The 25,531-nt window shown below is 71.1% G+C and carries 26 protein-coding genes and 1 pseudogene; 21 read left to right on the top strand and 6 right to left on the bottom strand.

What is annotated here, in order from left to right; genetic code table 11:
* Positions 1-214 precede the first annotated feature (214 nt).
* A complete protein-coding gene (add, locus tag ABZ297_RS16635) occupies positions 215-1,243 on the bottom strand; it encodes an adenosine deaminase (protein ID WP_355346027.1) in 1,029 nt (342 codons plus the stop codon).
* 134 nt (positions 1,244-1,377) lie between these two features.
* Here add and ABZ297_RS16640 point away from each other — a divergent pair, with 134 nt between their 5' ends.
* The 5 genes from ABZ297_RS16640 (at position 1,378) to ABZ297_RS16660 (ending at position 6,760) form a co-directional block, all read left to right on the top strand.
* The gene (locus ABZ297_RS16640) at positions 1,378-2,337 is read left to right on the top strand and encodes a LacI family DNA-binding transcriptional regulator (RefSeq protein ID WP_355346030.1); all 960 of its coding nucleotides are present in this window, start codon (positions 1,378-1,380) and stop codon (positions 2,335-2,337) included.
* Between the two features lie 69 nt (positions 2,338-2,406).
* Positions 2,407-2,769 carry a DUF488 family protein gene (locus ABZ297_RS16645; protein WP_355346033.1) on the top strand — a complete coding sequence of 121 codons (363 nt, stop codon included), beginning with the start codon at positions 2,407-2,409 and terminating at the stop codon, positions 2,767-2,769.
* Between the two features lie 229 nt (positions 2,770-2,998).
* On the top strand, positions 2,999-3,547 hold the full coding sequence (locus ABZ297_RS16650) for a hypothetical protein (RefSeq protein ID WP_355346036.1): 549 nt from the start codon (positions 2,999-3,001) through the stop codon (positions 3,545-3,547).
* Positions 3,544-5,886, top strand: a complete 2,343-nt coding sequence (locus ABZ297_RS16655; RefSeq protein ID WP_355346039.1) for a bifunctional polysaccharide deacetylase/glycosyltransferase family 2 protein — start codon at positions 3,544-3,546, stop codon at positions 5,884-5,886. Before ABZ297_RS16650 ends, ABZ297_RS16655 begins: the two co-directional genes overlap by 4 nt.
* A 97-nt stretch (positions 5,887-5,983) precedes the next feature.
* Positions 5,984-6,760 carry a methyltransferase domain-containing protein gene (locus ABZ297_RS16660; protein ID WP_355346042.1) on the top strand — a complete coding sequence of 259 codons (777 nt, stop codon included), beginning with the start codon at positions 5,984-5,986 and terminating at the stop codon, positions 6,758-6,760.
* 42 nt (positions 6,761-6,802) lie between these two features.
* Here the strand turns inward: ABZ297_RS16660 and ABZ297_RS16665 are convergent, their stop codons facing one another.
* Positions 6,803-6,988, bottom strand: a complete 186-nt coding sequence (locus ABZ297_RS16665) for a hypothetical protein (RefSeq protein ID WP_350811621.1) — start codon at positions 6,986-6,988, stop codon at positions 6,803-6,805.
* A 192-nt stretch (positions 6,989-7,180) separates the two neighbouring features.
* On the opposite strand from ABZ297_RS16665, the gene ABZ297_RS16670 reads away from it, so the two are divergent.
* From ABZ297_RS16670 to ABZ297_RS16720, 11 genes and pseudogenes are all read left to right on the top strand, one after another.
* Positions 7,181-8,029, top strand: a complete 849-nt coding sequence (locus tag ABZ297_RS16670; RefSeq protein ID WP_355346045.1) for a TrmH family RNA methyltransferase — start codon at positions 7,181-7,183, stop codon at positions 8,027-8,029.
* Between the two features lie 431 nt (positions 8,030-8,460).
* Complete coding sequence (locus ABZ297_RS16675; protein ID WP_355346048.1) at positions 8,461-8,910, top strand: hypothetical protein; 450 nt, start codon at positions 8,461-8,463, stop codon at positions 8,908-8,910.
* Positions 8,911-8,915: 5 nt separating this feature from the next.
* Positions 8,916-10,058 carry an SRPBCC family protein gene (locus ABZ297_RS16680; RefSeq protein ID WP_355346051.1) on the top strand — a complete coding sequence of 381 codons (1,143 nt, stop codon included), beginning with the start codon at positions 8,916-8,918 and terminating at the stop codon, positions 10,056-10,058.
* A 65-nt stretch (positions 10,059-10,123) separates the two neighbouring features.
* Positions 10,124-10,300: pseudogene (gene gvpJ, locus ABZ297_RS16685) on the top strand (gas vesicle protein GvpJ); the annotation flags it as partial.
* Between the two features lie 197 nt (positions 10,301-10,497).
* A complete protein-coding gene (locus tag ABZ297_RS16690) occupies positions 10,498-11,313 on the top strand; it encodes a GvpL/GvpF family gas vesicle protein (protein ID WP_355346054.1) in 816 nt (271 codons plus the stop codon).
* The gene (locus ABZ297_RS16695) at positions 11,313-11,576 is read left to right on the top strand and encodes a gas vesicle protein GvpG (protein WP_355346057.1); all 264 of its coding nucleotides are present in this window, start codon (positions 11,313-11,315) and stop codon (positions 11,574-11,576) included. Before ABZ297_RS16690 ends, ABZ297_RS16695 begins: the two co-directional genes overlap by 1 nt.
* 4 nt (positions 11,577-11,580) lie before the next feature.
* A complete protein-coding gene (gene gvpO / locus ABZ297_RS16700; protein ID WP_355346060.1) occupies positions 11,581-11,967 on the top strand; it encodes a gas vesicle protein GvpO in 387 nt (128 codons plus the stop codon).
* A 50-nt stretch (positions 11,968-12,017) separates the two neighbouring features.
* Entirely contained in the window at positions 12,018-12,401 is a 384-nt protein-coding gene (locus ABZ297_RS16705) for a gas vesicle protein (protein WP_355346063.1), read from the top strand.
* Positions 12,385-13,185, top strand: coding sequence for a GvpL/GvpF family gas vesicle protein (locus ABZ297_RS16710; protein WP_355346066.1), 801 nt, complete (start codon positions 12,385-12,387; stop codon positions 13,183-13,185). Before ABZ297_RS16705 ends, ABZ297_RS16710 begins: the two co-directional genes overlap by 17 nt.
* Positions 13,182-13,424, top strand: a complete 243-nt coding sequence (locus ABZ297_RS16715) for a gas vesicle protein (protein ID WP_355346069.1) — start codon at positions 13,182-13,184, stop codon at positions 13,422-13,424. Before ABZ297_RS16710 ends, ABZ297_RS16715 begins: the two co-directional genes overlap by 4 nt.
* A 7-nt stretch (positions 13,425-13,431) precedes the next feature.
* The gene (locus ABZ297_RS16720; RefSeq protein ID WP_355346072.1) at positions 13,432-13,746 is read left to right on the top strand and encodes a gas vesicle protein K; all 315 of its coding nucleotides are present in this window, start codon (positions 13,432-13,434) and stop codon (positions 13,744-13,746) included.
* A gap of 133 nt (positions 13,747-13,879) precedes the next feature.
* Here ABZ297_RS16720 and ABZ297_RS16725 read toward each other — a convergent pair whose 3' ends face one another.
* The 3 genes from ABZ297_RS16725 to ABZ297_RS16735 all read right to left on the bottom strand — a co-directional run bounded on the left by ABZ297_RS16725 (position 13,880) and on the right by ABZ297_RS16735 (position 16,073).
* Positions 13,880-14,053, bottom strand: coding sequence for a CsbD family protein (locus ABZ297_RS16725; protein WP_355346075.1), 174 nt, complete (start codon positions 14,051-14,053; stop codon positions 13,880-13,882).
* Positions 14,054-14,119: 66 nt separating this feature from the next.
* Positions 14,120-15,184 (bottom strand): 1-acyl-sn-glycerol-3-phosphate acyltransferase, encoded by a 1,065-nt coding sequence (locus tag ABZ297_RS16730; RefSeq protein ID WP_355346078.1) that lies wholly within the window; start codon positions 15,182-15,184, stop codon positions 14,120-14,122.
* A gap of 169 nt (positions 15,185-15,353) precedes the next feature.
* Entirely contained in the window at positions 15,354-16,073 is a 720-nt protein-coding gene (locus ABZ297_RS16735) for a DUF2071 domain-containing protein (RefSeq protein ID WP_355346081.1), read from the bottom strand.
* A gap of 328 nt (positions 16,074-16,401) precedes the next feature.
* Here ABZ297_RS16735 and ABZ297_RS16740 point away from each other — a divergent pair, with 328 nt between their 5' ends.
* The 5 genes from ABZ297_RS16740 (at position 16,402) to ABZ297_RS16760 (ending at position 22,881) form a co-directional block, all read left to right on the top strand.
* Complete coding sequence (locus ABZ297_RS16740) at positions 16,402-17,169, top strand: DeoR/GlpR family DNA-binding transcription regulator (RefSeq protein WP_355346084.1); 768 nt, start codon at positions 16,402-16,404, stop codon at positions 17,167-17,169.
* A gap of 96 nt (positions 17,170-17,265) precedes the next feature.
* Positions 17,266-18,804 carry an amino acid permease gene (locus ABZ297_RS16745; RefSeq protein WP_355346086.1) on the top strand — a complete coding sequence of 513 codons (1,539 nt, stop codon included), beginning with the start codon at positions 17,266-17,268 and terminating at the stop codon, positions 18,802-18,804.
* Positions 18,801-20,234 (top strand): FGGY family carbohydrate kinase, encoded by a 1,434-nt coding sequence (locus ABZ297_RS16750; RefSeq protein ID WP_355346089.1) that lies wholly within the window; start codon positions 18,801-18,803, stop codon positions 20,232-20,234. The genes ABZ297_RS16745 and ABZ297_RS16750 overlap by 4 nt, the downstream gene beginning before the upstream one ends.
* On the top strand, positions 20,231-21,631 hold the full coding sequence (locus ABZ297_RS16755) for an NAD(P)/FAD-dependent oxidoreductase (protein WP_355346092.1): 1,401 nt from the start codon (positions 20,231-20,233) through the stop codon (positions 21,629-21,631). Before ABZ297_RS16750 ends, ABZ297_RS16755 begins: the two co-directional genes overlap by 4 nt.
* On the top strand, positions 21,628-22,881 hold the full coding sequence (locus ABZ297_RS16760) for an FAD-dependent oxidoreductase (protein ID WP_355346095.1): 1,254 nt from the start codon (positions 21,628-21,630) through the stop codon (positions 22,879-22,881). The genes ABZ297_RS16755 and ABZ297_RS16760 overlap by 4 nt, the downstream gene beginning before the upstream one ends.
* A gap of 178 nt (positions 22,882-23,059) precedes the next feature.
* On the opposite strand, the gene ABZ297_RS16765 is transcribed toward ABZ297_RS16760, so the two are convergent.
* On the bottom strand, positions 23,060-25,492 hold the full coding sequence (locus ABZ297_RS16765) for a LuxR C-terminal-related transcriptional regulator (RefSeq protein WP_355346098.1): 2,433 nt from the start codon (positions 25,490-25,492) through the stop codon (positions 23,060-23,062).
* Between the last annotated feature and the right edge of the window lie 39 nt (positions 25,493-25,531).

Below are 25,531 nucleotides of genomic sequence, written 5' to 3' on the forward strand. Positions count from 1 at the left end.
CCAGGTCGGGGGGTGGAGTCGACCCCTGGTGGGCTGCTGGTGCCCGCATGTCCGAAACATGGACAGCCGTTCATCGGCCCCCGAGCACCTCGGCCGGGCGTGAGAAACCGCAGGACGCCGGTGCCCGGCTACCCCGTGCCGGAGCATCCGAAGTCGCTGGGCGCGTATCCGCTGTACCGCGGCCCGGGCTTCACCCGTACGGCCGTACGCACACCTACGAGAAGGACTGAGACCCGAGACGGCGGAGCAGGCGCTCTCGCCGGTCAGCCGGAAGGAACGCCGCGGCGGCCGCGCTGAGCTGCGCGGACCGGTCGTCCGCGCCGGTCCAGCCGAGCTCGCGGCGCAGCACCGCGAGCTCGTCGCCGAGGGTGGTGCCGGAGACCGTGCGGGCGTCGGTGCTGACGGTGACCGGGACCCCGCGGGCCATGAGCCGCCGCGCCGGATGCGCGGCCAGCGACGGCACGGCGCCGGTCTGCAGGTTGGACGTCGGGCAGGTCTCCAGCGTGACGGCCTCACGGGCGAGCCTGTCGACCAGGGCGTCGTCGTGGACGGCGCGGACCCCGTGCCCGATCCGCCGCGCGCCCAGCTCGTCGAGGGCCTGGCGGACGCTGTCGGGGCCCTGCGTCTCGCCCGCGTGGACGGTGACGGGGAGCCCGGCCTCGTGGGCGAGCCGGAACGCCGCCGCGTGCGGCGCCGCCGGGATCGCCTCGTCGCCGGCCAGGTCGAGCCCTGACACGCGATGGGCGTTCTCGGCGGCCAGTTCGGCGACCCGGATGCTGGTCGTGACGGGGTCGGGGCGCAGGCAGCAGAGGATCAGCCCGGTCCGCACGCCCGTCGCGGCGGCGCCCTCGGCGAGCCCCTCGCTCACCGCGTCCAGGATCTGGGGGAGAGTGAGCCCCCGCCGCTGGTGCAGTTGCGGCGCGAAGCGGGCCTCGCCGTAGACGACGCCGTCGCGGGCCCAGTCCTCGACGAGTTCATGGGCGGTGCGGCGCAGCGCCCCGCCTGTCTGCATGACCGAGAGGGCGACGTCGATGCGGCTGATGTAGGCCGGGAGGCTGAGCGGCCGGGCGGGCGCCACGGCCAGGTCGCGTACCGGGCCGGGCAGGCTCACGCCCTGCTCCTCGGCGAGCTGGGCGATGGTGGGGACGCGGACGCTGCCGTCGAGGTGGCAGTGCAGCTCGATCCGCGCGCTCATGCCGCAGAAGCCGTCGAGGCCGGTCGCCGTGCGGCACCAGTCGGCCACGGCGGCGTTGACATCGAGCTGACCAGGCGCAAGGGGCCTCCCAGAAATCTACTCGAGTAGATTGGGATGCTACACGAGTAGAATCCGTCCGGACGAGGGAGGTGCGGGCGCTGAGCAGGCCGACTCGTGACGACGTGGCACGCCTGGCCGGCGTGTCCACCGCGGTGGTGAGCTACGTGCTCAACGAAGGCCCCAGGCCGGTAGCCGAGGCCACCCGCCGCCGGGTCCTCGACGCCGTCGCCGAGCTGGGATACCGGCCGAGCGCGCTCGCCAAGGCGCTGCGCTCGCAGCGCACCAACCTGCTCGGGCTCGTCGTCCCCGACTGCGCCAACCCGTTCTTCGCCACGCTCACCAAGGACGTCGAACGGGCCGCGTTCGCGGCGGGTCTGCTCACCCTCGTCGGCAACGCGGCGTTCGACGAGACCACCGAACTGGCCTACCTGCGCGCCTTCCTGGAGCTGGACGTGGCGGCGGTCGTGCTCATCGACGCCGTCGGCACCCCGCCCGTCCGCGAACTGCTCGCCGGCCATGCCGGCCGCGTGGTGATGCTGCACCGGAGCCTCCCCGGCGTGCGCGGGATCTCCGTCGTCAGCGACAACCGGCACGGAGGCCGCCTGGCCGCCCTGCACCTGCTCGGGCACGGGCACCGCGCCGTCGCCTGCCTGACCGGGCCGGACCGCCTCGCCCCCGTACGGGAACGGGAACGCGGCTGGCAGGAGGCCCTGGAGGAGGCCGGGCCCGCGGCCTGCGGCCCGCTGGTGCGCTGCGACTACAGCCGGGACGCGGCCGCGGAGGCCACCCTGCGGCTCCTCGACCAGGCCGAACCGCCGACCGCGATCTTCGCGACCACCGACGAGCTGGCACTCGGCGCGCTCGCCGCGGCGAGCAGCAGGGGAGTTCCGGTCCCCGACCGGCTGGCGGTGGTCGGCATGGACGGCATCCCCGAGGCCGCGCACTCCCATCCGCCGCTCACCACGGTCGCCCAGGACGTCGCGGGCCTCGCCGAGCAGGCCGTACGCGCGGCCGCGGGCCGGCTGCACGAGCCGGTGACCCTGCCGGTGACCCTGATCCCGCGCCGCACCTGCGGCTGCTGACCCCGGCTGTGGTGCGGCCCGCGTTGAAGGGGAAGGCCCTGGGGTGAGCACGGACGTGAGGGGAGGGCGATGACCAGGAAGATCCGAGTCCGGGTACGCCGGGTCTACGAGGAGCCGACGACGGACGACGGCACGAGGGTGCTGGTCGACCGGATCTGGCCACGGGGGCTGAGCAAGGCCGACGCCGCCCTCGACGAGTGGTGTCGGGAGGTCTCCCCGTCGACCGAGCTGCGTCAGTGGTACCGCCACGACCCCGGCCGCTTCGCCGAGTTCGGCCGCCGCTACCGCGACGAGCTGCGGCAACCCGAACGCGCGGCCGCGGTGGCGCACCTGCGCGAGCTCGCGGAGCACGGGATGCTGACGCTCCTGACCGCGACCAGGCAGGCGGAGATCAGCGAGGCGGCCGTACTCGCCGAGCTCCTCCAGGAGTGAGCCGGCTGCTCCATGAGCCGGGACGCTCCACGGGTGGCGCCGCTCGTGTCGGGGCGTCCCCTTGGGTGCCGGACGCGCCGAGCCGCCCAGGTGACCAACGGGTGTATCCGCTCCGCCTCGTGGGGCCGCGTCGGGGCACAGTTGAGCAATTGACAACCAATAGTTGGATTTGGCATCAAATGCGGTCAATTTTCACAGAAAGTATCAAACGCCACTAGCATCACTGCGCGTGTCCCCTGAGCAACCCCATACGCCAGCCGTCTTCGTCGACCAGAGCGGGCGCCGGAGGCGGCTGATCATGGTCGGCTCGATCATGTCGAGCGTGCTGACCCTCACGGTGCTCGCCGTCCTGATCGGCGGCGCGTTCTCCGGCACGAAGCTCTCGGTGAACGGATGGCCGGGCGATCGCCCAGGAGCGGTGGGCGCCACGGCCTCGCCGGATCGCTCGGCGACCGCTCGGACGAGCCCGTCCGGGCGTCCGACCCCCACGCCCACCCGGACGACGGCGCGCCCCACCCCCAGCGAGCCGGCCAAGTCTGCCGAGCCCACCTCGGCCGAGCCCACCACGTCCGCCGTGCCGCCCCACGAGCCGGCGCCCCGGCGGACTACCCCGTCGCGGCGGCCCTCACCCACCGTGCGGCCGAGCACGCCGGAGCCGAGCGAGGAGCCCACCGCCGAGCCCACGCCGGAGCCGACCGAGAACGGTGACCAGCCGCCTGGAGCGCACAGGACCCCGCCAGGGCTCGACCCGAACCGGACAAAAGGTCCAAAAAAGTGAGCGGCAAGGACGTGCAGGTCTGGCCGCCTCCGCCGGTTCCGGCCTGGCAGGACCCCTCCACGATGCAGGCGCCGGGCCGGCCGGCCCCGACGCTGCCAGGCCGGCCGAGCCAAGGCTCGACACCACCGGGCCGGCCGATCCCGACGCCGCCGATCCCGACGCCGCCGGACGAGCTGATCCCGATGCTGACGGAGCCGTCGCGTGTCATGCCCGCCGACCCCCGGGGCCACTGGTTCCTGCTGGCCTTCGGCATGCTGCTGGCCGCCGCCGCGCTGCTGCTCAACGGATTCGTGACCAACGTCGTCGGAGAGACCCGCGCCGCCCCGCCCGTCGCCGACCACCCGTCTCCCCAACTGGAGAAGGTCCGGCAGGGCGGCCCCATCCTCAACCTGACGGGCGGCGAGCCCTCCAGCGCCCGCCTGCCGGCCAGGACGATCGCCCTGACCTTCGACGACGGCCCCGATCCCGCCTGGACTCCGCAGGTGCTCGAGGTGCTGAGAAAGCACGGCGCGACGGCGACGTTCTTCACCGTCGGCTCCAAAGTGGCCCAGTACCCCGACCTGGCGCGGCGGATCGTCGCCGAGGGCCACGAGCTGGGCAACCACACCTACACGCACGCGGACCTGGCCACGGTTCCCGGCTGGCGGCTCAGGCTGGAGCTGTCGCTGACGCAGAAGGCACTGGCCGGGGCGACGGGGGTGCACACGACGCTGGCCCGCCCGCCGTACTCCGCGACGCCCGCCGCGATCACCGGCCCGCAGTGGGAGGGCATGAGGTCGCTGGCGCGTGAGGGGTACCTGGTCGCGCTGACCGACCTCGACACCAAGGACTGGGGCCGCCCCGGCACGGAGAAGATCGTGGCGTCGTCGCTTCCGCCCGGCGGGCGGGGCGCCGTCGTCATGATGCACGACTCGGGCGGTGACAGGCGGCAGACGGTCGAGGCCCTCGATCGCGTCCTGACGGAACTGTCCGGCGACGGCTACCGCGCGGTCACGGTGACCAGGGCGCTCGGCATGCCGTCGGCGCACCGGCAGGCCGGGGGAGCGGACCGGTTCGCGGGCGCCGTCCTGAACGCGGCCCAGCGCGCCTCGGGGCTGTTCGCCGGCGCGCTGTCGTGGGTGCTGTTCGTGGCGGGGGCGCTCACCCTGGCGCGATTGGGCTTCTTCGCCGTCCTCGCGTGGGTGCACGCCCGCCGCAACAGGGGCGGCAAGCGGCGAAAGGGCCGCGCGCCCGCCTGGCCCGAGCCCCCGCCGGTGACGGTGATCGTGCCCGCGTACAACGAGGCGGCGGGGATCCAGGCGACGATCCGCTCGCTCGTCGACACCACCTACGCGGGGGAGCTGGAGGTCCTCGTCGTCGACGACGGCTCGACGGACGCGACCGCCGAGCTGGCCGCGGAGCTGGGGCTCGGCAACGTCCGGGTGATCCGCCGTCAGAACGGCGGCAAGCCGGCCGCGCTCAACACCGGCATCGCGCAGGCCAGGCACGAGCTGCTCATCATGGTGGACGGCGACACCGTCTTCGAGCCCGCCACGATCGGCCATCTGGTCCGCCAGCTGGCCGACCCCGCGGTGGGCGCGGTCAGCGGCAACACCAAGGTCGGCAACCGGCGCGGCATGATCGGGCGCTGGCAGCACATGGAGTACGTCATCGGGTTCAACCTCGACCGGCGCGCCTTCGAGCTGCTTGACTGCATGGCGACCGTGCCGGGCGCGATCGGCGCGTTCCGGCGTTCGGCCCTGCTGGCGCTGGGCGGGGTCAGCGTCGACACGCTGGCCGAGGACACCGACCTGACGATGGCGCTGTGCCGGGCCGGTTGGCGGGTGGTCTACGAGGAGAAGGCACTGGCCTGGACCGAGGCGCCGGCCTCGCTCGGTCAGCTGTGGAAGCAGCGCTACCGCTGGTGCTACGGCACCCTGCAGGCGATGTGGAAGCACCGGCGCGCGGTGCTCGAGCCCGGCCCGTTCGGCCGCCGCTGCCTCGGTTACCTGGCGCTGTTCCAGGTGGTGCTGCCACTGCTGGCGCCGGTCGTCGACCTCATGGCGATCTATCGTACGGCGCTGGGCGATCCGCTGCCGGTCGTGGCGGTGTGGGCCGGGTTCGTCGTGGCGCAGGCGGCGACCGGCTGGTACGCGCTCCGCCTGGACGGCGAGCGCGTCTCGGCGCTGTGGGTGCTGCCGTTGCAGCAGTTCGTCTACCGCCAGCTCATGTACCTGGTCGTCATCCAGTCGGTGGCGACAGCGGTGCTGGGGGTGCGGCTGCGCTGGCACACCATCCGCCGCGAGGGCACCTTCGACGGCACCGGCCGGCCGCACGCCAACCCGGCGATCAGCCCTTGACGGGTAAGGCGCCACACGGGGAGGCGTCCGAGCGGTTGCGGCGCGGATCGTCGTGTGCCTAAGCTCCCCAGGGCTTGATGATCGAGGAGGGGGCGGCGTGAGCAGCGGATTCGCCTCGGGTGAGGAGCAGTGGCGGGCCCGGCTGGGGACACTTCGCCAGGTCGTCCGCCAGGAGGTGGTGGCTCGGCAGCTCGAGGCGCACCTTCCGGACGAGCCGTCCCGGTCCGTCCTCGACGTGGGATGCGGCCAGGGCACGCAGGCCGTGCGCCTGGCGCGCCGCGGCCACCGCGTGACCGGGCTGGACTCCTCCGCGCGGCTGCTCGGGGATCTCCAGAGCGCTCTGGAGGCGGAGGCTCCCGAGGTCCGGGAGCGGGTGCGGGCCGTCCGCGGCGACGCCGAGCGGCTGACCGACGTGTTCGGGCCGTCGAGCTTCGACGCCGTGCTCTGTCACGGCGTTCTCATGTACTTCTCCGACCCGGGGCCGCTGCTCGACGCCGTCGCGCAGGTCGTCGCCCCGGGCGGCACGGTGTCGCTGCTGGTCCGCAACGGCGACGCGCTGGCGATGCGGCCAGGGCTGCTGGGTGACTGGGAGAGCGCCGGGCAGGCGTTCGACGGCGCTTCATACCTCAACCGGATCGGGGTGGCCGCCCGCGCCGACCGTCTCGACGACCTGACCGCCGCGCTCGCCGGGCGAGGGCTGTCCGTACGCGAGTGGTACGGCGTCAGAGTGTTCACCGACGCCGCGGCCTCCGACGCGCCCGTGCCCGGCCACGAAGAGCTCGGGGCTCTGCTCGCGAGCGAGGAGCGGGCCGGAAGGACCGACCCCTACCGCCGGGTGGCCGCCCTCCTTCATGTGATCGCCGTACGGGAGTAGGCCGCCCCGCGTCAGAGCCCCCGGGTCAGAGCAGGGTGGACGTCACTGGCGTCGCGGACGCATCGACGACATGTCGAGCCCGCCTTCGAGGACGCGCCCGATCAGGAAGCCCAGCACGCCGAGGACGAGCACGATCAGCAAGGCGACGAGGCCGCCGAACGCTCCTGCCAGGCCGACCACGGTGCCGAAGAGCAGCCCGGTGACAGACCAGATGGGGAAACCCTCCATGATGATCTTCCCTTCTTTGCGGGCTTCGCGAAGCGACCTACCCGGCGGTTTGTCCGCGTAAGGCTGGTTTTGTGTAGAGCAATCCTTGCTTCGAGGCCTCCGCCAGGTAATCTGCGTCGCGCGCCGGTACGGAGTCTGACGGACCAGAGCGCGTCAAAGGAAGCCATCGGACTCTTCACACTTGGGGGACAGGTGCCAGCGGCCCAGCGGATCACCTCTCGCAACGCCCGGTTCCAGCAGTGGCAGGCGCTGCTCACCAACCGCGGCAAGCGCCAGCGGGCGGGGGAGTTCCTGGTGCAGGGCGTGCGACCCATCTCACTGGCGGTGGAGTACGGCTGGCCGGTGCGTACACTGATCTTCGATGGGGGCCGGAGTCTGTCGCGGTGGGCTCAGGAACTGCTGCGGGCGGTACGGACGGAGCAGATCGCCATGGCTCCGGATCTGCTGGCGGAGCTCGGTGAGAAGAACGAGTCCGCCCCCGAGGTGATCGCCGTGGTGGGCATGCCCGCCGACGACCTCGGCCGGATAGCGGTCGGGGACGACTTCCTCGGGGTGCTGTTCGACCGGCCGACCAGCCCAGGAAACATCGGGAGCATCATCCGCTCGGCCGACGCCTTCGGCGCGCACGGCCTGATCGTGGCTGGGCACGCCGCCGACGTCTACGACTCCAAGTCGGTTCGCGCCAGCACCGGGTCACTGTTCGCCCTGCCCGCCGTCCGGGTACCGTCGCCCCGCGAGGTGACCGACTGGGTGGCCGTCCAGCGTGCCTCGGGGCGGCCGGTCGTGCTGGTTGGGACGGACGAGCACGGCGACTGCGACGTCTTCGACTTCAACTTCACCCAGCCGCTCCTGCTCCTGGTCGGCAACGAGACCAGCGGACTCAGCAACACGTGGCGCGAGTTGTGCGATTACACGGTGAGCATCCCGATGACCGGCGCGGCGAGTTCCCTGAATGCGGCCAACGCCGCAACGGCGATCCTGTACGAGGCTGCTCGGCAGCGGATCGCCGCACGGAACCGCAGTCTGCGCAGCACGCGCTGACCAGGAGCCGCGGCCCCGAAATCGGTTGCCTGCCACCCTGAACCCGGCCGAGGACCGCGGGCGTGCAGGCAGTGCTGTCACGGCGTTCTCATGTACTTCTCCGACCCGGGGCCGCTGCTCGACGCCATCGCGCCGGTCGTCGCCCCGGGCGGCATGGTGTCGCTGCTGGTCCGCAATGGGGACGCGCTGGCGATGCGGCCAGGGCTGCTGGGTGACATACCTGACCGGGCATGCTCGAAGCGATTTACTCGGCGGTTTGTCCGCGTAAGGCTGGTCTTGTGTAGAGCAATCATTGCTTCGAGGCGGGTACGCCTGCGGGGTTCCCCGGGAGTTGGGTGAAAGGTCCGTCCGTTTTCGGCGGTTATGTGTTTCTGTATCCACTTCGCGGGAAGGGAGGTCGCGGCGGTGCAGCAGAGTAAGGAGGCCGGGTCATGAAGGACAGGTGCCGGGTGGCACTGGCTCTCATCGCAGGCTACGTCCTTGGCCGACGCCACAAACTGCGTTGGGCGGCCGCACTGGCGGCAGCCGGAGCGGTCGGTGGGATGCGGCGAAGCGAGGGCGGCCTGCTGAAACAGGGGATCAAGATGATCGGTTCGTCCCCGGAGATCGAGCAACTCACCAGTCGGCTGCGCGGAGAGCTGGTGGAGGTCGGCAAGGCGGCCGCCGTCGCCGCGACGAGCAGGCAGATCGACTCCCTGACCGAGAAGCTCCACGGCCGGGCCGACTCGCTGCGGCACGCGGGCCGCCCGCGCGCCGCGGAGGAGGAGCCGGAAGAGGAGGAAGAGTACGTTGAGGAGGACTACGAATCTCCAGAGGAGGGGACTCGCGCTCAGCGGCCGCGGACACGTTCCGCCCCGCCGGTGAGCCGTGGGCGGAGGTGAGGTCCATGACTCAGGCGACCAAGGCGAAGCCGGTCCAGAAGGCCGCGCAGGAACTGCCGACGGAGCTGTTGGTACAGGGGCTGCAGAAGCTCGCTCAGGCTCTGGTGGAGCGGGCGCTGTCGTCCATGACGGGCCGGATCGAGGGCCTGACCGGCCGGCTCACGGAGTTCGCCGAAGGCGGCGGCACCGGGCTGATCAGCGCCATCACCGGGTCGGACAAGCTGAGCGTCGGGAAGATCCTTGGAAAGGGCCTGCTGGCCGGGGCGGGGGAAGCCGTCAAGGGGGCGTTCCAGGGGCTGGGCAAGAAGGGCAAGAAGGGCGGAAAGCTCAAGGTCACGAACATCGTTGAATCGATCGACGTGGGCGCTCCGATCCGGGTCGTCTACAACCAGTGGACTCAGTTCCAGGATTTTCCGGGCTTCATGAAAAAGGTGGAGAACGTTGAGCAGGAATCCGACGAGAAGCTCAACTGGAAGGCGCAGATCTTCCTGTCTCACCGGTCCTGGGAGGCGCACATCCTCGAGCAGGTGCCCGACCGGCTGATCATCTGGCGGTCGAAGGCGGCCAAGGGCCACGTCGATGGTGCGGTGACCTTCCACGAGCTCACCCCTGATCTCACCCGCGTGCTGGTCGTCCTCGAATACCACCCGCAGGGGCTGTTCGAGCACACCGGCGCCCTCTGGCGGGCGCAGGGCAGGCGGGCGCGTCTGGAGCTCAAGCACTTCCGACGGCACGTCATGACGCAGGTCCTGCTGCATCCCGAGGAGATGGCGGAGGGCGGCTGGCGCGGCGAGATCCACGAGGGCGAGGTGGTCAAGGACCACGAGGAGGCACTCGAGGAAGAGCGGGCCGAGGAAGAGCGGGCCGAGGAAGAGCGGGCCGAGGAAGAGCGGGCCGAGGAAGAGCGGGCCGAGGAAGAGCGGGCCGAGGAGGAGCCAGAGAAGGAAGAAGAGCCGGAGGAACTCGAATACGAGGAGGAAGAGGAACCCGCGGCCGAACACGAGGCAGAGGAAGAAGAGCGACCCCGTCGCCGCGCCGAGCCTGCCAGAGGTCGAGGCGTCCGACGCCCGGTGCGGCTGCGTCCCGCGGAAGAAGAGGAAGCACCGTCGCGGCCGGTTCGCCGCAGGGCGGGGGCTCGCCGAGGGTGACGCCGCCGCCAGGCGGGGCGAGATCGAGGAGCTGGGAAATGACTGTGCAACCCGCGGCGGGCGGAATGGCAGAGCGTCCGACTCCGACGGGTCTGGCGGACGTGATCGACACCATCCTCGACAAGGGCCTGGTGCTCGACGCCTACGTCCGGGTTTCGCTGGTCGGCATCGAACTCCTGACCATCGACGCGCGCATCGTGATCGCCAGTGTCGACACGTACCTGCGCTTCGCCGAAGCCGTGAACCGGCTGGACCTCGCAGAACAGGGCCAGGGGCTGCCAGAGATCATGCAGGAGGTGAAGGGGGGTCAGATCGGCGACAAGAGCAAGGAGATGGCGCAGGGGGTGCTGGAAGCCGCCGGTGAGAAGTTGCACGACATCGTCGGTGAGCTCGGCTCGGAGCGGGACTCCGCCCACCGCCGGAAAGAGGAGAGCTGATCATGGCCGAATCCGTCGAAACCGCCCCAGCCGCCGCTCCGGACGAGAGCACAGCCCAGGAGCAGGGCCCCAGCGCCTACGTCTACGGAATCGTCCCGGCGGACGTGCAGGTCTCCGACGACGCGCGCGGGGTCGGATCCCCTCCGGCGCCCGTGCGGCTGGTACCGCACGGCGAGATCGGGGCGCTGGTGAGCGAGATCGCCATCGACCGGCCGCTCGGCACACCCGACGACCTCATGGCGCACCAGCAGCTGCTGGACGCCACCGCGGCCGAGGTGCCCCTGCTTCCCCTCCGCTTCGGCGCGGTGATGACGAGCCTGGAAGCGGTGGCGGACGAGCTGCTCGCGCCCCATCACGACGAGTTCCTCGCCGCCCTCGACGAGCTGGAGGGCCGGGCCGAGTTCGTGGTCAAGGGACGCTACGACGAGCGCACGTTGCTCAGGGAGGTGCTGAGCGAGAGCCCTGAGGCCGCCCAGCTGCGCGATGAGATCAAGGGCAAGCCCGAGGACGCGACCAGGAACGCCCGGATCCAGCTCGGGGAGCTGGTGAGCCAGGCGGTCAGCGCCAAGCGGGAGGCCGACACGGAGAACATCCTCGACCGGCTCGCCCCGCTCAGCGTCCTGACCGTGGTGCGCGACCCGTCCCACGAGGAGGACGCCGTGCACCTGGCGCTGCTCGTCGAAAGAGACCGGCAGGACGACGTGCGGGAGGCCGTGGACGAGTACTCCCAGCAGTGGGAGGGGCGGATCGGGCTGCGCCTGCTCGGCCCGCTGGCAGCGTACGACTTCGTGCTGACCGCCGGGCAGGAGGGCGGCTGATGGGCCTGATCAGCATCCTCTTCGGCTGGCCGGTGGCGCCGCTCCGCGGCGTGATCCGGCTCGGAGAGGTGATCCAGGAGCAGGTCGAGCGCGAGATGCGGGATCCGGTCGTGGTCCGGCGCCGGTTGGAGGAGATCGAGAGGGCCAGGGCCGCCGGCCAGATCTCGGAGGAGGAAGAGGCTCTGGAGATGCAGGAGGTCCTGCAGGGCATGGTCGGCGGGCCCGGCCGGGCCGAGCCCGCACGGCAGGAAAGGAGGAGGTGATTTCGTGCCTGCCAGGCGAAGGGCACGCGACGAGGGGGAGACCCGGGTACCGGTTTCGGCGCGTTCGAGGGAGCCCGCCGACGACTCCACGGAGACGAGGGAGCCGAGACGTCGCCCTCGCAGCCTGTCAGCCGCGACAGCGGGCGGCCTCGGGCTGCGTCACATCGCCGATCTGACCAGCAGGGAGATAGAGGGCGTGACGCGGGTGATGCCGGAGGACGAGGGGTGGCTGGTCGACGTCGAGGTCGTCGAGGACCGCCGCGTCCCCTCGTCCGGCGACATCCTCGCGCTCTACGAGGCCGAGCTGGACATGGAGGGCAACCTGCTCGCCTACCGAAGGCTGCGGCGTTACCGGCGCGGCAGCGGCGACAGCCAAGAGGGGCCGCGATGACCGAGCAGTACCGGCCGGGGGCGGTGGAGCGCCGACCCTACACTTCCACGATGCCCGCGGGACGCGAGCCGGCCAACCTCGGCGACATCCTGGAGCGGGTCCTCGACAGGGGCGTGGTGATCGCCGGCGACATCCGGGTGAACCTCCTGGACATCGAGCTCCTCACGATCAAGCTGCGGTTGATCATCGCTTCGGTCGACACCGCCAGGGAGATGGGCATCGACTGGTGGGAGCACGACCCCTGGCTCACCGGCAAGGACCAGACCCTCGTCGAGGAGAACCGCCGGCTGCGCGATCGGATCGCGGCACTGGAGGAGGGCCGCCCGAGGCGCCGCTCCATCGAGCCCGTCGAAGCCCAGGTCGAGGCGGTCGAGGATCGGCAGGTCAGGCGGGATGAGCGCGACGGTTACAGAAGGGATGAGCGTGGTGGCTGACGCGGGCACGTACCTCTACGCGGTGGCCCGGGACGTGGACGTCCTCTGCCCGGAAGGCCTCAGGGGGGTGGCCGGCCAGGCCGTGCGGACCATCGCCCGTTCGGGGCTCGTCGCGTACGTGAGCACCGTCCCGCTCGACCAGTTCGGCGAGGAACCGCTGCGGCGATCCATGGAGGATCTCGACTGGCTGGGCGAGACCGCGCACGCCCACCACCGCGTGGTGGAAGCGGTCGCGGCGGCGGCTCCGGTGGCCCCGGTGCGGCTCGTCACGGTCTACAGCGGCGAGGAGCAGGTCCGCCGGCTGCTGGACGAGCGGCACGACGACTTCGTGGAGATGCTCTCGCGCGTCGCCGGCCGGCAGGAATGGGGAGTGAAGGCGTACGTCGAGAAGGCCCAAACTGCCGCCCAGCCTGCCGCCCCGCAGGAGCGCGAGGCGAGCCGCCAGGAGTCCTCCAGCCCGGGAACGGACTACCTCAGACGGCGCCAGGCGAGCCTGCGCACCCGCGAGGAGACGTGGCGGCAGGCGGGGGCACGGGCGGAGCGCATCCACGACGTCCTCAGGTCCGTCGCGGTCGCGAGCCGCCGCCACCGGGCGCAGGATCCGGAGCTTTCAGGACGGGACGACTGGATGGTCCTCAACGGCGCCTACCTCGTCGACGAGGAGCGCGCGGAGGAGTTCGCGCGGGCCCTGGACGAGCTGCGCGGCCAGGGGATCGAGCTGGAGCTCACCGGCCCCTGGGCGCCCTACTCGTTCACCGTCCTGGAGGAGGGAGGCGCGCGGTGACCCACGACGAGCCGCGCGGCGCCGTCCTGGCCGCCGAGGGTCGGCTGCCGGCCGAGCGGGTGGCGCTGGTCGACCTGCTCGATCGGCTCCTGGCCGGCGGCGTGGTGGTGAGCGGGGACCTGGTCCTGTCCATCGCGGACATCGACCTGGTCCGCATCTCGGTCCGCGCACTGATCATGTCGGTTCGCGAGTCCGGCACGGCAGCTGAGGGAGGCGGGTACGACCAGATCGGGCGATGAGCCGGGCGTGCGGAACGCGCAGCAGGTGCGGGAGGCGCGCTCCGGCCGCCTGCGCATCGAGGCCGACCGGGAGGCGGTGGAACGCGACCTGTCGCGCCTCGTCCTCACCCTGGTCGAGCTGGTGCGTCAGCTGGTGGAGCGCCAGTGCGTGCGGCGGATGGAGCAAGGGGACCTGTCGGACGAGCAGGTCGAGGTGCTGGGTGTGACGCTGATGCGGCTCGAGGAGGCCATGACCGAACTGTGCGAGCGGTTCGACCTGTCGCCGGCCGACCTCAATCTCGACCTGGGGCCGCTCGGGACGCTCCTTCCCGAAGACCGGTAGTACGCGACAGCGGAAGCGTCGCGAAGGCCGGGGCAGGCGAGAGGGGAGCTTCGCGAAGAACAGGTGGCACGTGACAGCGGAAGCCTGCCTCCCGGGTGGGCTTCCGCTGCAGTCTGTCACTCAGTGACTTGTCCTATCTCTTGAATGCGTCCTTCACCTTCTCCCCGGCCTGCTTGAGATTGGCCTTGACCTTTTCAGCCTTCCCCTTGGCCCGGAGCGACGCGTTGCCAGTGGCTTCGCCGAGGCGTTCCTTGATCGTGCCCTTGGCCTCGTGGGCCTTGCCCTTGGCTTTGTCGTCCATTCCCATGACTGAGCCTCCCCCTGCGGCCCGTAGTCCGCATAAACACTCTAGTTTGATAGATGCCATTTAGCACTACTTAGGGTCTTTGTCGTGAAATATGGCCGTTTGGGTGGATCTGGGTGTGGTGTGGTTGGCGGCGATCCAGGTGTCGATCCGTTCCCGCTGGGCGAACAACCAGCGAATACGGGCCTCGCGCTCCCGTGGCACCTCGGGCGCCGGCACCCGCCACCACCGCGCGGTGATCCGGGCCGCGGCCGGCAGCCTGTGCCACATGTCCCCGAGGGTGACCAGGTCGTCGAGCCCGGTGTGCGCCACGAACACCACGTCCGCCGCGGGACAGGCGTCGATCGCGGCGATGGCGCCACCGGGGCGGGGCGGCAGCACGTGCTCCAGGCGGCGGGCCCTGGCCGCCTCCTCCGCCAGCCCTTTCTCCTCCAGCTGCCTGATCGCCAGGCGGCGGCGACGCGGCGTGAAGTTGCCGCCCTCGAGGAAGAGGACGAGCGCGTCGCCGCTGTCCATGGTCGACGCCAGCCGCCGGATCTCCCCGATCACCCGGCGCCGGCCGCCCTTCGCCGGCACGAGGGCGTTCGGCAGCCGGTTGACCACCACGTCCACCGAGGGGTCGAACTGGAGCTTGGTCTTCATCACGATCCGCGGCCGCCTGCCGTACCGGGCGAGCAGATGGTGGACGAGCAGGAATGAGTCGCCCGGCCCCGCGTGCCGTGACAGGACGATCACCGGCCTGGCCCGCAGGGCCGCCCGGTCGGCAGGCGTGAGCAGCGGTTCGTGGATGTCGACGGCCAGGTGGAAGACGCTCTCGGCCGCGCCGTACACCTTGCCCAGGAACCAGGTGATCAGGGCGTAGTGCCGGTCCTGGTACTGGTCGCGGTTGAGCCGCCCGCCGAAGCCGCTGGCCACCCAGAGGCCGAGGCAGGCGATCAGCAGGGCGCACTCCAGCGTCAGGCAGGCCGCGCCGAACCACACGAACCGCGTCCCCCTGCGTCGTGGGGGCGGGGTGCCGAGCGAGGCTGCCGTGCCCAGGACCAGCCAGGCGGGCAGCGTGAGAAGCAGGACCGGCGTCAGCACGATGAGCAGCGGGGCCAGGACGACGCGCCGCACGATCCGGGGCGGGAGCACGGAGACCTCCTGCCTGGCATGGACCCAGAAGAGGCCCAGAACAGCCCAGAACGGGCCGGGCCCAGAACGGGACGGTGGACCAGATCTCATCGGACCACGACAGCGACCGCCTGTATCCCTATATACCAGTAGCGGCAAAAATTTGTATATAGGCGGATGGCTCGTGGCGTCACCGGCTCCACATCCCCACCCGTACCGGCACGTCGGGGCAGGCGTGGAGCAGGGGAGCGTGGTCGGGGGCCGGCAGGCCCGCCGCCTGGAGCAGGTCCTGCTCCAGCGCGACCAGCCGGGCGTGGCGCAGCGGCAGGGGCGGATGCTCGACCTCGGCCGTGGCCAGTCCGCCCGCGACCACGGTGAACAGCCGGTAGCGGGCGGTGAGGAAGTCCGGCAGCCCGTCCCGCTCGGACTCCTCCAGGCGCGGGCCCACCTCCACCTCGGCGTCGCACCGGGCGCCCGGCCCCGGCCAGCGGCGCCGGCAGCGGTAACGGCACCGGGCGCCGTCAACCCGCAGGGACATCCGTGACCAGTGGAAGGGCAGCCAGTAGCCGGCCCGCCCTGCGAGGACGGCGGGAAGGCGGGCGGCGTCCAGCGACAGCAGCCAGATCCCGCCGCGCCCTCGCTCGTCGCGGACGTACGTGCGCACGTTGACCTCGGGGAACCGCGACAGCCACGGCAGGGCCGGTGTGCCCGGCAGCCTGACGCCCTCCATGAGGAAGGGGACCAGGCTGACCCAGGCCGTCCCGTCGAAGGTCTCGACCGTGAGCGAGGCGGGCACGAGCGGACGGACGGCGGCGGCGGGATAGCGCCAGTGCAGGAACGCCTGCGCGGACCAGCGCAGGCACATCACCGGCCAGGCGACTCGCGGAGGCGACGGAGCCCGCATAGTCATTCCCGGGCACCTACCCCGGTGCGTGGCGGCAACCCGCCGAGCGGAGCCGGTCCGTGCGCCCCGCGCGACGCTCGCCTGCCGGACGGACGCGGCGACCGCCCGCAGGAGCGCAGGCACGTCGCTGCTCGCCTTAGTTTGGAAGGAGGGCCACTTCCACGCCCTCGGCTGTGGGAGCCGGCCCACTTTCCCGCCCCCGCCGCTCGCGACGACGACGCTCTCCCCCAGAGCGTTGCCGCAGTTCAGCGCGGGTTCACCTATTGACTGGATAATCCACAGCGACGCATACTAACCCTCATGAAGCCACAGGAGTCCACAGAAGCGGGCAGTCGTGCTGCCTGCTGAGCGGCATTCGCGGATCGAGGAGGCGCTACGGTCCTCCCGCATCGTCAGCACCGACGACCTCGCCAGGGAGTTCGGGGTGTCGGCGGAGACGATCCGGCGCGACTTCGTGCTGCTGGAGCGGCAGGGGGCGCTCGCCCGCGTGCACGGCGGGGCGACCAGCACGCTGGGCCGGGCGGCAGGGGAGGAGGCGCCGTTCGCCGAGCGCGCCGAGTCGGCCGCCGAGGCGAAGAAGCGCATCGGGCGCACCGCCGCCGCGCTCGTCCGGCCCGGCCAGACGGTCGTGATCGACGTGGGCACCACCGCCGTCAGCATGGCCCGCGCCCTCCCGCACGACTTCTCCGGAACCGTGGCCACCTGCTCCCTCCTGGTCGCGGCGGAGCTCGCCGAGCGGCCCGGGATCGACGTCCTGGTCTGCGGCGGCAGGCTGCGCGGAGGGGATCTCGCGCTGTCCAACTCGATCGCCCAGGCGTTCTTCACCGATCTGCACCCCGACGTCGCCTTCCTCGGCTCGGGCGGCGTCGACGCCGCGGCCGGGCTGACCGACTACCACCTCGACGAGGTCGCCGTGCGCAGGGTGATCCTGCGGAACGCGCCGCTCTCCTACGTGCTCGCCGACTCCAGCAAGTTCGGCAGGGTCGTGCGGCACCGGGTCGCCGGGGTGGACGAGTTCGCCGGTTTCATCACAGAGGCGGAGCCGCCGCCGGAGGTGCACGCCGCCATCACGAGTAAGGGCGGGGTGATCATCTCTTCGTGATCTCCAGAGGAGCCGGGCGACGCGGGCACGTCACCCGGCTCGGGACCACCCCAGCCGGTTCACCATCTGACTAGCGACAACGGAGTTGGGCAATCCATGACCCAGTATTCACCATCCCCCCTCGGAGAGCAGTCATCCGGCGGCGTCGAGGAGTTCGGTTACAAGCAGGCGATGAAGCGCGGCACCGGCCGATTCGCCTCGTTCGCGGTGGCCTTCGCCTTCGTGTCGATCGCCACCGGCATCTTCACCACCTACGGGTCCGTGCTGAACAGCTCGGGGCCCGCCGGCATCTGGACCTGGCCGATCGTGATCATCGGCCAGCTCGCGGTGGCGTTCATCTTCGGCGCCCTGGCCGCCCGCATCCCCGTGAGCGGATACTCCTACCAGTGGGTGTCCCGCCTGGCGAACCCGGTGCTCGGCTGGATCATGGGCTGGATCTCGTTCACGTTCCTGGCGATCGTGGTCGTGGCCGTCGACTACACCATCGCCTCCACCGTGCTTCCCGTGCTGCTCCAGTACGAGGGCTCCCCGCTGAACGCGTGGGTGATCACCGGCGTGGTCATCCTGTTCCAGGCCCTCCTGGTGGCGCTGTCGACCAAGTGGACCGAGCGGGTGAACAACTTCGCCGTGTCGGCCGAGCTCGTCGGGATGATCGCCCTCGTGGTGCTCCTGCTGGTCGTGGGGTTCGTCGCCAAGGAGGTGAACTTCGCGAACCTGTTCAGTACCGGCAACGTTCCCGCCGAGGGCTATTTCAGCCTGGGAACCCTCAACTCGGCGGGTCCGTGGATGCTGGGCTTCCTGCTCGGCGCGTTCACCATCGTCGGCTTCGAGTCGGCGGCCAACCTCGCGGAGGAGACGAAGGACCCGGCCAGGGTCGTCCCCCGCGCCATGTGGCAGGCGGTGCTCGCCTCGGGCGTCCTCGGCTTCCTGTTCCTCATCGCGGTAACGCTGCTGGCCGGTGACCCGGTCGAGCTGGCCAAGTCGGGAACCCCGATCGCGGACGTGATCGCCCGGGTGCTCGGCCCGGTCGTCGGCACCGGCCTGCTGGTCCTGGTGGTCATCGCCATCTTCGCCTGCGGCATGGTGATCCTGATGACCGGCGTCCGGCTGGTGTGGGCGATGTCCCGCGACGAGCGGTTCCCCGGCTGGCAGGCCCTGCGCAAGATCTCCCCGACGTTCGGCACGCCGCTGAACGCCACCGTGTTCATGTTCGTCGTCGGCGAGCTGATCCTGGCGATCTTCTCCCACCGGACCGGCGCCCTGTTCAGCCTGTTCGCCGCCGCCACCCTGCTGCCCGCGATCATCTACACCGGCACCGTCGTCATGTACGTCGTCAAGCGCAGGTGGCTGCCCCCGAGCAAGGGGTTCAACCTGGGCCGCTGGGAGATCCCGGTGATCGTCGTCGCGCTGGTCTGGCTCGTCTTCGAGCTGCTGCTGTTCCGCGACGACTCCTTCGCCGACCCGTGGCGGTACGTGCTCGTCATGCTCGCGCTGGGCGCCGTCTACCTGGCCTACCTGCTGGTCAGGCGGGGTGGGGCGAAACGGCTGGCGATGCCCGACATGCACTCCATCGACGCGGAGCTCGCGGAGCTCGACGCGGACGCCGTGAACCGGGATCAGGTGCACCGGCCGTGACGACGATCCTGGCGATAGACCAAGGGACCTCCGCCACCAAGGCGGTCGTCGTCGACGGCGAGGGCCGGATGCTCGGTCTCGCCGAGCTCCCCGTCCGGCCCACCTACCTGTCCGGCGGCGGGGTCGAGCAGAACCCGAGAGAGCTGCTCGACTCCGTGCTCAACGCGGGCCGCAAGGCCGTCGCGCAGGCCGGGGTGCGCATCGACGGCGTCACCATGGCCAACCAGGGCGAGACCGTGCTGGCCTGGGATCCCGGCACCGGCGAGCCGCTCTCCAACGCCATCGTGTGGCAGGACCGCCGCTCGCAGGGCATCTGCGACGAGCTGGCCGGCGACGGCCGGCGGATCGCCGACACGACCGGGCTGGTCCTGGACCCGTACTTCTCGGCGCCCAAGATGGCCTGGCTGCGCCGCAACGTCACCAGGGAGGGGGTGGTCACCACCTCCGACTCGTGGATCGTCCACCACCTGACCGGGCAGTTCGTCACCGACGCCGCGACGGCCAGCCGGTCGCTGGTCACCCGGCTCGACGACGTCGAGTGGGACCGGGAGCTGCTCGAGCTGTTCCAGCTCGGCGACGAGCGCCTGCCGCGCATCGTCGCGTGCGACGAGGTGGTCGGCCGCACGTCCGCGTTCGGCGGAGATGTCCCGGTTGGCGGGCTCGTGGTCGACCAGCAGGCCGCGCTGCTCGCCGAGAACTGCCTGACGGCGGGCGACGCCAAGTGCACCTTCGGCACGGGCGCGTTCCTGCTGGCCAACACCGGCGGCTCGGCGGCACGCTCCACGGCGGGGCTGGCGGCGTCGGTCGCCTGGCATGTCAGGGGCGAGACCACCTACTGCTTCGACGGCCAGGTGTACACCGCCGCCTCCGCGGTGCGCTGGATGCAGGACCTCGGCTTCATCCGCACCCCGGCCGACCTCGACTCCGTCGCCGCGGACGACCCCGAGGGCGTCCTGTGCGTCCCGGCGCTGGCGGGCCTGGCCGCGCCCTGGTGGCGTCCGGACGCCAAGGCGGCGTTCACCGGGATGACCCTCTCGACCGGCCCGCAACACCTGGTGCTGGCCGTGCTGCAGGGGATCGCGGCGCAGGTCGCCATGCTCGGCGAGCTCGTGGCGGGCGACCTCGGGCAGCCGCTGACCAGGCTCAGGGCCGACGGCGGGCTCACCAGGAGCCGGGTGCTCATGCAGGCGGTCGCCGACCTGGCGCAGGTCCCGATCGACGTCTACCCCTCACAGCACGCCACCCCGCTGGGCGCGGTGGCGCTCGCTCGCGCCGCGCTCGACCCCTCGCTGTCCCTCCGGGACGCGGTCGACGAGTGGGAGCCCAGCACCAGCTACGAGCCCAGATGGCCCGTCGAGCAGGCGCGGGAGTTCCGCGCCCGATGGGATGGGGCCGTGGCCGCGACCCTGACGAGAGAAGGAGAAAGGTGAACAGCACGCCGTCCATCACCACGTACGACGTCGCGGTGATCGGCGCCGGCATCGTCGGCTCGGCCATCGCCAGGAAGCTGGCGGGCCACGAGCTGAGCGTCGCGCTGCTGGAGGCGCGCGACGACGTCGGAGACGGTACGAGCAAGGCGAACACCGCGATCCTGCACACCGGGTTCGATGCGACACCGGGCACCCTCGAATCCCGCCTGGTGCGTGAGGGCTACCGCCTGCTGTCGGAGTACGCGGAGCGGACCGGCATCCCGGTCGAGCGCACCGGCGCCCTGCTGGTGGCCTGGAACCAGGAGGAGCTGGACGCCCTGCCGGGCCTGCGGGAGAAGGCGGAGCGGAACGGCTACACCAAGACCCGGATCGTCGGCCCCGACGAGGTCTACCGTCAGGTGCCCCACCTCGGGGAAGGGGCCCTGGGCGGGCTCACGGTTCCCGACGAGTCCATCATCTGCACCTGGACGACCAACCTCGCCCTGGCCACCGAGGCGGTCCAGCGCGGCGCGACGCTGCTGCTGAACCGGCGAGTCCACGCGGTGGAGGACGGCGGCGAGCACACCGTGCTGCGCACCTCGGGCGGCGACGTGCGCGCCCGCTGGGTGGTGAACGCCGCCGGCCTGGGCGCGGACGTCGTCGACCGGCTGTTCGGTTACGACCGTTTCACCGTCACCCCGCGCCGCGGCGAGCTCCTCGTCTACGACAAGCTCGCCCGGCCGCTCGTCGACCGGATCGTGCTGCCGGTGCCCACCTCCCGCGGCAAGGGCGTGCTGATCAGCCCGACCATCTACGGCAACGTCATGCTGGGCCCGACCGCCGAGGACCGCACCGACCGCACCGACACCGGCACCTCGGAGGAGGGGCTCGAGTTCCTGCTGGGCAAGGGGGAGAAGCTGCTGCCCGAGCTGCTGCGGGAGGAGGTCACGGCGACGTACGCCGGCCTGCGGGCCGCCATCGACCGTCCCGACTACCTCATCGAGGCCGACGCGCGGCGACGCTACGTCCTGGTCGGCGGGATCCGCTCGACCGGGCTCACCTCCGGCATGGCCGTCGCCGAGCACGTCGCCGGGCTCGTGGACAAGGCCGGGCTGGCACTGCGGCCACGCGAGGACCTGCCGGAGCCGCCCCGCATGCCCAACCTCGGAGAGGCGTTCCTCCGCCCCTACCAGGACGCCGCCAGGATCGCCGCCGACCCCGCCTACGGCACGGTGGTCTGCTTCTGCGAGCGGGTCACCGCCGGCGAGATCCGCGACGCACTCCGCTCGCCGATCCCACCGGCCGGTGTGGAGGGGCTGCGCCGCCGCACCCGCGCGATGAACGGGCGCTGCCAGGGGTTCTTCTGCGGCGCCGAGGTCAACCGATCGATGAACACCAGGCAGGACGACAGCCGATGACGACCGACCTCACCACCCTCACCCCGGCCGTCGCCATCGTGGGCGCGGGCCCGGCCGGTCTGACAGCCGCCCGCGCGCTCGCGCCGAGACTCGGCGGCGACGTCCTCGTCCTGGAGCGGGAGAGCACGGCGGGAGGCATCCCCCGGCACAGCGACCATCCCGGCTACGGCATGCGGGACATGGGCCGCTTCATGAGCGGCCCCGCCTACGCCCGCAGGCTCGTGCGGCAGGCGGAGGCCGCGGGCGCGACCATCCGGACGAACGCCACCGTGACGAACTGGGCCGGCGAGCGCGCGATCGAGGCCACCACCCCGCAGGGCCGCATCCGTGTCGAGGCCGGGGCCGTCATCCTGGCCACCGGCGCCCGCGAGCGACCCCGCCCCGCCCGGCTCATCCCCGGCGACCGCCCGCGCGGCGTCTACACCACCGGGCACCTGCAGAACCTCGTCCACCTCCAGCACGGCAGGCCCGGCAGGAGGGCCGTCGTCGTCGGCGCGGAGCTGGTGAGCTGGTCGGCCGTCCTGACCCTGAGCGAGGCGGGCTGCAAGACCGTCCTGATGACCACGGAGTACCCGAAGCCGGACTCCTACTCCTTCTTCACCGTCCCCGGCCGGATCCTGTTCCGCACCAGGGTCGCCACCCGCACCCGCGTCACGAAGATCATCGGGCGTCGGCAGCTGGAAGCGGTGGAGATCGCGGACCTCGACTCCGGTGAGCGGCGGATCGTCGAGTGCGACACGCTCGTCCTGACCGGCGACTGGATCCCCGACAACGAGCTGGTGCGGGCCGCAGGGATCGCCCTCGACCCGGGAACACTGGGCCCGCTGGTCGACAGCGCGTTGCGCACCGACCGTCCCGGCGTCTTCGCGGTGGGCAACCTGCTCCACCCGGTCGACACCGCCGACATCGCCGCCATCGACGGCTCGCACGTGGCCGCGTCCGTCCTCAGATGGCTGGACGGCCAGGGCGCGCCCGCCGAGCACGTACGCCTCATCGCCGACCCGCCCTTCCGCTGGGTGGCGCCGGAGCTCTTCCGCCCCGGCGACCCGGCACCCGCCCGCCGGCGCCTGCTCCTGTGGAGCGATCGGTACGTTCCGGCCCCGCGGATCGTGCTCCGGCAGGACGGCAGGGTCATCGCGCGCGAGCGCGTCTGGTGGCCGATGGCTCCCGGACGGGTGTTCCGCGTTCCCGCGCACATCCTCACCGCCGTCGACTGGCGAGGCGGGCCCGTGCACGTGGGCGTGGACTGACGTCCTCCCCGGTTCGAAGGCCGGGGAATCTCCCCCGCCAGGCCGCTGAGACGGGCAGCCTGACGTCCCGATCGTGGGCCGCGCCGCACAGGCAGGCCCACGAAGGGGCGTGATGCGGAGGTACGGGTACGGGGTCTCTGCCGTCGCGGATCCGCACAGTTCGGAGGCGAGTGACCCCCTACTCCTCCTGATCGAGATGGACGTCCCGCGCGACCGCGCCGTGATCATGCTGTGTGCGGAAGTCGTCGGCCGCCTGGAAGCCGTCGCCTGAGCCTGGGGCTGTTCTGAGATCCCGCTGCTCGACCACCCACGCGGCGATCTGAGCGCGAGAGGTGAAGCCGAGCTTGCAGAGGATGTGCTCGACGTGTCCCTCGGCCGTGCGCGGCGCGATCGTCAGCTTCGCGGCGATCTCCTTGTTGCTGAGGCCCTGGGCGATCAGGTTCGCGACGTGGGCCTCTCGCGACGTGAGCTCCTGCGGCGTGTTCGACCGAGCGCCGGCCCTCGGCCTGCGGTTCTCCTGCTCCTCGAGCGCGTAGGCGATGACCTGGTCGAGCATCAACCGGGTGCCGTGGCGCAGTTCGGTGTCGAATGTGCGTTTACCGAGTGCGTCGCGCAGCAGCTCGACGCATTGGTCGTGGCGGCTGTTCAAATGGCGCATGCCGAACAGCGGGGCACCGACGCGCTGCCAGATGGTTTCGGCTCCGCCGAGCAACCTCGCGGCGCAATGATGCCGGCCTTCGGCTTCGGCGATCCAGGCCAACATTTCGATGCAGAAACCGATGGCCCACTGTTCGTTGAACACCTTGGCCAGGCACAGGCCGTCGCGTACGGCTGCCGCGGCCCGTTGCCGATCGCCGATCTGCCAGGCCACCAGCCCGAGGTCCCAGAGCATGTAGGACTTGAACCAGCGCTCGCCATGGGCGGCGCACAACGCCAAAGCCTCCTCGCATACGGTGGTCGCCTCGTGGGCGTCGTTGCGCAACGCGGCGACGGCGGCGAGGTAGAAGCGGTCGTCGAGGGCGCCGATGAGGTCTCCGTTGGCTGTATGCCGTGCCAGGGCTTCCTCGAGCAACCGGTGAGCCTCGACCAGGTCGCCATTCGACATGGCGGTCATCCCGGCGAGCTGGGTGGCCCAGGCGCAGGCGTGCGCGTCGTTCAGTTGCCGGCCGTGGCGCATGCATTCCGCGATCATGGATTGCGCGGAGGCGACGTCCTCCTGCACGATGCGCAGGTAGCCGTTGACCCAGAGCGCCTGAGCGCGTGACGGGCTTGGTTCGGTCGCCAGCCGCACGCCCCTGTCCAGCCAGCGGCGTCCCTCGCTGGTCAGCCCGGTGGCGATCCAGAAGTACCACAGCGCGCCGGCGATTCTCAGCCCGTACTCGGCCTCACCGGGCTCGGTGAAGCAGTATTCAAGAGCGATCCGGATGTTGCTGTGCTCGTCCTGCAGGCGCCGCAGCCACCGTTCCTGATCTGGACCGAACCACTGGGCCCATGCCTGCTCCACCAGGTGCCCGTAGTACCTCTGGTGACGTGCGCGCAACGCGTGTCTGTCGCCCGACTCCCGCAGTCGATCCTGACCGTACTGGCGGATCGTCTCCAGAAGTCGATAGCGCACTCGCCCCTCATGCTCCTCGCAGCTCACGATCGACTTGTCAACCAGTGAGGCGACCAGATCGACGACGGAGTCGCCGCTGATGCCGTCACTCGCGCAGACCGCCTCGGCGGCGTGCAGGTCAAAGCCTCCCGCGAATATCGACAGCCGGGACCAGAGCGTTCGCTCCTGCTCCGAACACAGCTCCATGCTCCAGTCGATCAGTCCGCGCAGTGTCTGGTGCCTGGGAAGGGCCGTCCGGCTGCCTATGGTGAGCAGCCGGTAACGGTCTTGGAGCCGTTCCAGGATGTCGTCGAGCGACAGGTGGCGCAGCCGGGCCGCCGCCAGTTCGATCGCCAGCGGGATGCCGTCGACCTGCTGGCACACCTGAACAACGGTCGCGAAGTTGGTCGGTGTGAGGGTGAACGTCGGATGCACGGCCGCTGCTCGATCCGCGAAAAGGATCACTGCTTCGTAGTGGGCGAGAGTTTCCAACGGCGGCAACAGATCGCCGTCCGGGACCGGCATGGTCGGCACCTGGTAGGTCTGCTCACAGGTCAGTCCCAAGGGCTGCCGGCTGGTGGCCAGGATCCGCAGATGTGGAGCTGCCCGCAGCAGCGTCTCCGCGAGCGCCGCACACGCGCCGCGCAGGTGCTCGCAGTTGTCCAGAACCAGCAGCAGTTGCTTGCTCTGGAGATACTCGGCAAGCACGGGCGCCTGCAAGCGCGCCCTGCGGTCGTGCACACCGAGGGCGGTCGCGATCGTATGCGTCAGCAACGCCTGGTCCTCAAGGGCGGCGAGTTCCACGTACCACACGCCGTCGGCGTACGCCCGGCGCACGTCGGCCGCCACCCGCAAAGACAACCGCGTCTTGCCTGCGCCGCCCACACCGGTCAAGGTCACCAGGCGGGACACGGACAGCAATCGCTTGATCTCGGCCACCTCTCGGCGGCGGCCGACGAAACTCGCCAACTCGGCGGGAAGGTTTCCCGCGCGCTCCGCCGAGGTCGATGCGCGCATACAGCCAGGCTAAGTCCGGCAGGTCAGCGGGGCAAATGC

Origin of the sequence: Nonomuraea sp. NPDC005983 (assembly GCF_040614375.1) — a bacterium.
GTDB lineage: Bacteria > Actinomycetota > Actinomycetes > Streptosporangiales > Streptosporangiaceae > Nonomuraea.

What these genes read in the sequence shown, in the direction of transcription:
- ABZ297_RS16680 (WP_355346051.1), top strand. Translation starts at nt 8,916, where the DNA reads ATGACTCAGGCGACCAAGGCGAAGCCGGTCCAGAAGGCCGCGCAGGAA.
- ABZ297_RS16705 (WP_355346063.1), top strand. Translation starts at nt 12,018, where the DNA reads ATGCCCGCGGGACGCGAGCCGGCCAACCTCGGCGACATCCTGGAGCGG.
- ABZ297_RS16765 (WP_355346098.1), bottom strand. Translation starts at nt 25,492, where the DNA reads ATGCGCGCATCGACCTCGGCGGAGCGCGCGGGAAACCTTCCCGCCGAG.
- ABZ297_RS16725 (WP_355346075.1), bottom strand. Translation starts at nt 14,053, where the DNA reads ATGGGAATGGACGACAAAGCCAAGGGCAAGGCCCACGAGGCCAAGGGC.
- ABZ297_RS16710 (WP_355346066.1), top strand. Translation starts at nt 12,385, where the DNA reads ATGAGCGTGGTGGCTGACGCGGGCACGTACCTCTACGCGGTGGCCCGG.
- ABZ297_RS16735 (WP_355346081.1), bottom strand. Translation starts at nt 16,073, where the DNA reads ATGACTATGCGGGCTCCGTCGCCTCCGCGAGTCGCCTGGCCGGTGATG.
- ABZ297_RS16695 (WP_355346057.1), top strand. Translation starts at nt 11,313, where the DNA reads ATGGGCCTGATCAGCATCCTCTTCGGCTGGCCGGTGGCGCCGCTCCGC.
- ABZ297_RS16760 (WP_355346095.1), top strand. Translation starts at nt 21,628, where the DNA reads ATGACGACCGACCTCACCACCCTCACCCCGGCCGTCGCCATCGTGGGC.
- ABZ297_RS16665 (WP_350811621.1), bottom strand. Translation starts at nt 6,988, where the DNA reads ATGGAGGGTTTCCCCATCTGGTCTGTCACCGGGCTGCTCTTCGGCACC.
- ABZ297_RS16690 (WP_355346054.1), top strand. Translation starts at nt 10,498, where the DNA reads ATGGCCGAATCCGTCGAAACCGCCCCAGCCGCCGCTCCGGACGAGAGC.
- ABZ297_RS16675 (WP_355346048.1), top strand. Translation starts at nt 8,461, where the DNA reads ATGAAGGACAGGTGCCGGGTGGCACTGGCTCTCATCGCAGGCTACGTC.
- ABZ297_RS16745 (WP_355346086.1), top strand. Translation starts at nt 17,266, where the DNA reads ATGACCCAGTATTCACCATCCCCCCTCGGAGAGCAGTCATCCGGCGGC.
- ABZ297_RS16645 (WP_355346033.1), top strand. Translation starts at nt 2,407, where the DNA reads ATGACCAGGAAGATCCGAGTCCGGGTACGCCGGGTCTACGAGGAGCCG.